This is a genomic window from Variovorax paradoxus, from assembly GCF_000834655.1.
In the GTDB taxonomy this organism is placed as follows: domain Bacteria; phylum Pseudomonadota; class Gammaproteobacteria; order Burkholderiales; family Burkholderiaceae_C; genus Variovorax; species Variovorax paradoxus_F.
The window spans coordinates 136121-142932 of record NZ_JXQQ01000044.1; the positions used below are offsets into that span (position 1 = coordinate 136121).

General features: G+C 66.1%; 9 protein-coding genes and 1 pseudogene. 4 read left to right on the forward strand and 6 right to left on the reverse strand.

Annotated elements, in window-relative coordinates:
• Positions 1-18: 18 nt before the first annotated feature.
• The 3 genes from RT97_RS18995 to RT97_RS19000 are packed head-to-tail and all read right to left on the reverse strand — an operon-like array spanning position 19 to position 1794.
• Positions 19-1050 carry an alpha/beta fold hydrolase gene (locus RT97_RS18995; protein WP_216595182.1) on the reverse strand — a complete coding sequence of 344 codons (1032 nt, stop codon included), beginning with the start codon at positions 1048-1050 and terminating at the stop codon, positions 19-21.
• Between the two features lie 20 nt (positions 1051-1070).
• The gene (locus RT97_RS34035) at positions 1071-1199 is read right to left on the reverse strand and encodes a hypothetical protein (protein ID WP_301280762.1); all 129 of its coding nucleotides are present in this window, start codon (positions 1197-1199) and stop codon (positions 1071-1073) included.
• A 1-nt stretch (position 1200) separates the two neighbouring features.
• Positions 1201-1794, reverse strand: a complete 594-nt coding sequence (locus RT97_RS19000) for a thioredoxin family protein (protein WP_042580352.1) — start codon at positions 1792-1794, stop codon at positions 1201-1203.
• 224 nt (positions 1795-2018) lie between these two features.
• On the opposite strand from RT97_RS19000, the gene RT97_RS19005 reads away from it, so the two are divergent.
• Positions 2019-2222 carry a hypothetical protein gene (locus tag RT97_RS19005; RefSeq protein WP_042580378.1) on the forward strand — a complete coding sequence of 68 codons (204 nt, stop codon included), beginning with the start codon at positions 2019-2021 and terminating at the stop codon, positions 2220-2222.
• Between the two features lie 197 nt (positions 2223-2419).
• Positions 2420-2848, forward strand: a complete 429-nt coding sequence (locus tag RT97_RS19010) for a hypothetical protein (protein ID WP_042580379.1) — start codon at positions 2420-2422, stop codon at positions 2846-2848.
• Here the strand turns inward: RT97_RS19010 and RT97_RS19015 are convergent.
• Complete coding sequence (locus tag RT97_RS19015; protein ID WP_042580353.1) at positions 2829-3716, reverse strand: helix-turn-helix transcriptional regulator; 888 nt, start codon at positions 3714-3716, stop codon at positions 2829-2831. The genes RT97_RS19010 and RT97_RS19015 overlap by 20 nt on opposite strands.
• A gap of 178 nt (positions 3717-3894) precedes the next feature.
• Here RT97_RS19015 and RT97_RS19020 point away from each other — a divergent pair, with 178 nt between their 5' ends.
• Positions 3895-4692 (forward strand): fumarylacetoacetate hydrolase family protein, encoded by a 798-nt coding sequence (locus RT97_RS19020; RefSeq protein WP_042580354.1) that lies wholly within the window; start codon positions 3895-3897, stop codon positions 4690-4692.
• Between the two features lie 12 nt (positions 4693-4704).
• On the opposite strand, the gene RT97_RS19025 is transcribed toward RT97_RS19020, so the two are convergent.
• Both RT97_RS19025 and RT97_RS19030 read right to left on the reverse strand, forming a co-directional pair.
• Positions 4705-5724, reverse strand: a complete 1020-nt coding sequence (locus RT97_RS19025) for a TRAP transporter substrate-binding protein (protein WP_042580355.1) — start codon at positions 5722-5724, stop codon at positions 4705-4707.
• Positions 5725-5750: 26 nt separating this feature from the next.
• Entirely contained in the window at positions 5751-6533 is a 783-nt protein-coding gene (locus tag RT97_RS19030) for an IclR family transcriptional regulator (RefSeq protein ID WP_042580356.1), read from the reverse strand.
• Positions 6534-6688: 155 nt separating this feature from the next.
• Between RT97_RS19030 and RT97_RS34205 the strand changes: the two are divergent.
• Positions 6689-6812 (forward strand): annotated as a pseudogene (locus RT97_RS34205) (TRAP transporter substrate-binding protein); the annotation flags it as partial.

Genomic DNA, 6812 nt, shown 5'->3' on the forward strand with positions numbered 1-6812 from the left:
CGCCGTCCCGCTGCAGCTTCATCCGGCGCGGCGCGCGGCGAGCAGCTCCCAGGTCGCTTCGGCGAATTCCTTCGGTGCCTCCTCGGGCAGGTTGTGCCCGGCGTTCCCGACCACGCGGTGCGAACGCGGGCCGGTGAACTTCGCGGCGGTCGATTTGCCGTCGGTGGCCGGCACCACGCCATCGGCCTTGCCGTCGAGCGTGATGGTCGGCACCGCGATGGCCGGCAGCGCCGCGAGCCGCCGCTCGACATCCGCATACGCCGGATGGCCGTCCGCTGCGCCCAGGCGATGGCGGTACGAATGGATCACCACATCGACGTAGTCCGGGTTGTCGAACGCGGCGACGTGCCGCGCCAGCGTGGCCTCGTCGAAGCGCCAGTTCGGCGAGTTGCGCAGCCAGATGGTCCGCGCGATCTCGCGCCGGTTGGCGACGAGCCCGGCACGTCCGCGCTCGCTCAGGAAATAGTGCTGGTACCAGATGCCCGATTCGACCGATGGCGCGACCGGCACGCTGGCCTTCGCAATGTCCTGGATCAGGTAGCTGTTGACCGACACGAGGCCCGAGACGCGCTCGGGCCACAAGGCAGCGGCAACGCAGGCCGCGCGGCCGCCCCAGTCGTAGCCGGCGAGCGCTGCGCGGTCGAGCTTCAGCGCATCCATGAGCGCGATGACATCGACCCCGATGGCCGCCTGCTGCCCGGAGCGCGGCGTGGCGCTGTCGAGAAAGCGCGTCGGCCCGTGGCCGCGCAGGCACGGAACGATCACGCGCGCACCGCGCGCGGCGAGCATCGGCGCGACCTCGACGAAGCTGTCGACCGAATAGGGGAAGCCGTGCAGCAGCAGCACCGGCGGGCCATCGGCGGGACCCGCTTCGAAGTAGCCGATGTCGAGCACGCCGGCCTTGACCTGGCGCACCGGCCCGAGCTCGAAGGCCGGGCCCGCATGGGCCGAGCTCATCGATGCGAGCTGCGTGGCGACCACGCCGGCGGCGGCCGTGGCCAGGAAGCCGCGGCGGTTGTCGTGGCGGTCGTTGGGGATCGCTTTGAACATGGAGGCGCTTTCTTCCCGCTTCATGGGCGGATGCGTTTTCGGGGGCCCGTGAATTCACGGGCGGCGATGCATTGGCAGTTCACCGGGTTACGGACTTCGTGGGCGAAGCCGCCCGCGAAGAACAGGAGTGCGAACCAGAGCTTCTTCATGTCAGCCTCCCGCGGGCGTGGCGGCAGGGGCCGCAGCGGCAGCCACCGGCGACGGCTCGGCCAGCAGCGCCTGGATCTTCTTCTCGGTCGTGCCGTAGCTGCCCTCGCCGAAGTGCGAATAGACGATCTTCCCCTGCTTGTCGATCAGGTAGACGGCGGGCCAGTACTGGTTGTTGAAGGCCTTCCAGGTGCCGTAGCCGTTGTCCTGCGCCACGGCGTGCCTGATCTGCAGGCGCTTGATCGCGTCCTGCACGTTCCTGGTGGACTTCTCGTAGGCGAACTCCGGCGTGTGCACGCCCACGACGACCAGGCCCTTGTCCTTGTACTTCTCGTTCCACTCCTTGACGTAGGGCAGGTGGTTCAGGCAGTTGATGCAGGTGTAGGTCCAGAAATCGACGAGCACCACCTTGCCGCGCAGCTCCTGCAGCTTCAGCGGCTCGGAGTTGAGCCACTTGTCGATGTTCTGGAATTCGGGCGCCTGCTGCGCGGCGCTGGCCGGGACGTCGCCACCGGCGGGCGGCGCGGCAAACGTGAGAACGGCGACGGAGGCCGCGATTGCCGCAGCGGCGAGAACTGCATTGGATCGGATGCTCATGGCGATTTCCTTCATGGAGAGAGACGGGGCCTGCGGAAAGGACGAACGGATTGTTCGCTGCGCACTCCACTGCGAGCCCGCATTGCGTATGTCTATGTGTACGCGGCGCCGGCAGCACACACTACGTTTCACAGCGGGATGGTTCCCTGCCTCTTTCGGGTGGGACCGGAACTCTCGAACTCGGCCTACAGACGCCGGCCGGGCGAGCGCGGATGGTGAAAGCCATGACACATCCGATCGAACTCATCATTGATGAGCCGGTGCCCGGGTCGTTTGTCTGGCGGCTGCTTGAAACCGATGCGAACGGCGCGAACCCCACCGTCCTTCGCAGCGCTTTCGACCCGGCCGACAGCTACGAGGCCGCACTGGCTTCCGGGCAGCGTGCCCTACGCAGCGAAATACGCAACATCGCCGCCGGCGCTCATTGAGGCCCGGCGTCGTAGTCTTTTGCACCGTCAGCTGTTGCGGGAGGCGAGCCTTTGCTTATGCCGGGGCCGATGCGCGTCAGCATGTACTTACGGCTGGTTTACGGGGCGTCCTACTGCCCGCGGCGCGTCGGTTTCTAGGATGTTTTTCAGGCGTCGGACCTGAATCGACAACCAACACCGGCGTCAAGGAGATGACCATGCAAAAGTTCCTGTGGATATGCGCGACCGCCTCGTGCCTCATGGCGCTTCCGGCGCATGCGCAAACAACCCCGCCTGCAGCGACGATGGACCCCGCCGTGGCGGAACTCAAGGCCGGCCGCGACAAGATCGCCGCCGACGACAAGGCCGACAAGGCCGCCTGCGATGCCATGAAGGACAACGCCAAGGACGTGTGCGTCGAGGAAGCCAAGGGCAAGGAAAAGATCGCCAAGGCCGAACTCGACCAGAAGGTGCGCCCGAGCGACAGCAACGCGCGCAAGGTGGCCGAGGCCAAGGTCACCGTGGCCTACGACATCGCCAAGGGGAAGTGCGACGACCAGAAGGGCGACGCCAAGTCCGCCTGCGTGAAGCAGGCCAAGGCCGAAGAGAGCAAGGGCAAGGCCGAGATCAAGGCGATGAAGAAGTAGCAGCCGCGCCCGCGCCGTGGCGGAACTGCCGCGGCGTGACGCCGATCTGCTGGCGGAAGCGACGGCTGAAGTAGTCGGCATCGCTGAAGCCGCATTGCAGCGCGATGTCGCCGATGCGGGTGCTGGACGTCAGCAGAAGTTCTTTCGCGCGCTCCAGCCGCCGCTCGGTGACGAGTTCGGTGAAGGTACGGTCGGTCTGCTTCTTGAGCAGGTGCGCGAGGTAGTTGGGCGAAAGCATCGCCGCGGCCGCCGCGTCGTTGAGCGAAATCTCTTCGCCCAGGTGCTCGCGCACGTAGCGCATCACACGCTGCAACGCATCGCGGCGCGAACTGCGGCCACTGTGGCGCGCGGCCTGTTCGAGCAACGCGGCATCGTGCCGTTGGCAGGCCAGCGAGATGAGCTGCAGCAGGATGCCGCGGATCGCGCCCACCGCCGCGAAGCCGCGCTCGCGATTGAGCGCGGAGAGTTCGTCGAGCCAGCGCAGGATGCGCGCGAAATCCGCCTCGTCGAACGCGAAGTCGACGTACTCCTGGAACAGGAACGGCGCGAGTTCGGGATGGCGCGCGACAGGCACCTCCTCAAGGTCGAGCGGCTCGACGGCCAGTTCGGGCCAGAGAAAGCCCTGGTCGAAATTCACGATCGCGTAGCGCGCACCCACGGGATGCGGCACCACGTGCACGCGGTACGGCAGCACGAAGCTCAGGTGCCCCGCGAGAAACGGCCGCACCGCGCCGCCGATGAGCTGTTGCTCGCCGCCCTCGATGCTCACCTGGATCTGGAAATACTCGTGCCGGTGAGGACGCGCGAGCACGTCGCGCGCGCCTTCGAAGCGGATGTCGAAGTCGAGATGGTTCGCACGCTCCTGCATGCCGTAGAGGCGGGAGCTGGACTGGGGAGCCGTCATGGCGCGATGGTAACGACGGCCGGACGGCCACGAACATGTGGCTTGCGTCCTGTTTTTGCGTAGATGCGTGCGGCGGCTTGGCGATGCGCGATCACAGAATCGATCACTTGCCTTTCAGCCTCAACCAAGAAGGAGACAAACCATGTCCAGCACATCCTCACGCCGCGGCCTCCTCGCCGGCTCGGCCGCCATGGCCACGGGCGCCCTCGCCGGCTGCGCGCTGCCCGCGGGCGCCGCGCGTTCGGCGTCCACGCCCTTCGACGTCGCCGTATCGACCGTGCCGATCGTCGGCAGCGAGCAGGTGTACCCGGTGCGCCGCATCTACTGCATCGGACGCAACTACGCCGCGCATGCGCGCGAGATGGGCTCGGACCCGACGCGCGAGCCGCCCTTCTTCTTCCAGAAGCCGGCCGATGCGATCCAGGTCGTGATGCCCGGCAAGGTGGCCGACCACCCCTATCCCACGCTCACCAAGAACTACCACTACGAAGTCGAGCTGGTCGTCGCGCTGGCCAAGGGCGGCAAGAACATCCCGGCGGCGAGCGCGCTCGACCATGTGTACGGCTATTCGCTCGGCCTGGACATGACGCGCCGCGACCTGCAGCGCGAGATGGGCGACCAGAAGAAGCCGTGGGAAATCGGCAAGAGCTTCGATCACTCGGCGCCCATCGGGCCGATCCATCCGGTGGCGAAGGTCGGCCATTTCGCGGACGGCGCGATCTGGCTCAAGGTGAACGGCGAGACCAAGCAGAACGCCACGCTCAAATACATGATCTGGTCGGTTGCCGAGCAGATCAGCCGCCTGTCGCAGGCCTTCGAGCTCATGCCCGGGGACATCATCTATTCGGGCACGCCCGAGAACGTGGGGCCGGTGGTGCGCGGCGACTTGATCGAGATCCACATCGACGGCTTGCCCAACCTGTCGGTGCGGATCGTCTGAGCCAGACGGCGCTTACTTGCGCACTTTGTCGATCTCGGCCATCAGTTCCTTGACGGTGGCCTCGCCCACCGAGGCCGAGTACTTGTCGATGACGGGTTTGACCTTCGCGCGGAGCTTGGCCATTTCCTCGGGCGGCAGCTCGGAGACGGTCATGCCGGCCTTCTTGAGCGCATCGAGCGCGCTGTCGGCCGCGCCGCGCGATGCCGCGCGCTGGAACGCGGTCGACTCGGCCGAGGCGTCGGTGATGATTTTCTTTTCTTCCGCACTCATGCCGTCCCAGGTCTTCTTGCTGATGAGGAGCGCCTGCGGGTTGTAGATGTGGCGCGTCTGGGTGATGTACTTCTGCACCTCGGCGAACTTGGACGAGAGGATCGTCGTGTTCGGGTTCTCCTGCCCGTCGACCGCCTTCTGGTCGAGCGCGGGATAGAGCTCGGGGAACGGCAGCGGCGTGGCGTTGGCGCCCAGTGCGCTGAAGAGATCGATGTAGATCGGCGACTGGATGACGCGGATCTTCAGCCCGGCGATGTCGTCCGCCTTCGCGATCGGCCGCTTGCTGTTGGTGAGGTTGCGAAAGCCCAGGTCCCAGTAGCCCAGGCCGTGCAGGCCCTTGTCTTCGAGCTTGGCCATCAGCTTCTGGCCGAAGGGGCCGTCGGTGACGGCATCGGCTTCCTTGCCGCTGTTGAAAAGAAACGGAAAGTCGTAGGCCGCGAACTCCTTGACCTGCGCGGAGAGGATGCCGGCGTTGAGCACCGTGATCTCGACCGTGCCGCCCTGCAATGCCGACACCGTCTGCAGGTCGCCGCCGAGCGAGCCGCCCGCGAACAGCTTCACCGTGATCTTGCCGCCCGACTTGGCCGAGACGATGTCCGCGAATTTCTGCGCGCCCTGCGCCTGCGGATGGCCGGTCTGGTTCTGGAACGCGAACTTGAGCGTGCGCTCCTTGATCTGCGCGAACGCGCCGCCGGTGGCGAACACAGTGGCCGCCGCGACGGCGGCGGCGAGCAGCAGTTTGCGGGTCGAATGTCTCTTCATGGCTTGTCTCCTTTTTGTGAGCCGACCTAGGCTCTTTTCTTGAACAACGCCGATGCGCCGCTGGCACGCGCGACGTCTTCGGCGGTCTGAAGAAGCGCCGGTCCCAGCGCCTCCATCCGTTGCGGCGTCAGGCGGATCAGCGGACCCGCGATGGTGACGACGCCGATCGCCGTGCCGCCGGCGTCGAGCACCGGTGCCGCCATGGCCGTCATGCCCGGCGCGAACACTTCGTTGATCATGCTGAAGCCGCGCTGGTGTGCGGCCTTCACGTAGGCCATCACGGCCTTGATGGAGGTGGGCGCCTTGGGGCCGTAGTCCTGCGGCGTGCCCAGCCCCTTTTTCGCGACGAGCACAGTGGCGGCGTCCTCGCTCATCGTCGAGAGCCATGCGTGGCCGGCCGCGCTGCACGAGAGGTTGACCGAAAGCCCCATGTCCGGGTCGTAGCGCAGGCCGCGCGTGGCGCCTTGCGCCTTGGCCACGAAGGTCAGCTCGTCGCCATCGACCACGGCAAGCCGCACCAGTTCGCCCGAGGTCGAGGCCAGCTGGTCGAGCAAGGGCTGGGCAATGTCGACGATGCCCGAGCGGCTCAGGAACGACAGGCTGATCGACACGAGCTTGATGGTCAGCACGTAGTGCCCGTCGCGCGGGTCCTGCCGCACGTAGCCGCAGCGGATCAGCTCCGTGAGGAGGCGATGCGACGCGCTCAGCGGAATCTCCAATTCGCCGGCCAATGTCGAGAGCGCACAGCCCTCCGGGTGTTCGGCCAGGTGTTCAAGCACCTTGAAGCTGCGTTCCAGTATCCCGCTCATATCGCTCTTTCGAAATTCGTTGCACAGATGCCGGCGATCTTGCCCGGGCGGAGCGTAACAGATAGAGGGAAGGGATTTCCATAGTGGAAACGCTTTCCAACCAAATCTATGATCGCGCCCAGTCCGGTTTTTCCATCTCTTCCTGAGGACCCCTCGTGAAACTTCTTCGTACGCTTGCCATCGCCAGCTTCTGCGTCGGTCTTGCCGCCCCGTCGTGGGCGCAGCAGGAGCGCGTGATCCGCTTCGGCCACCTGAACAACGCCGACCACCCCGTGAGCT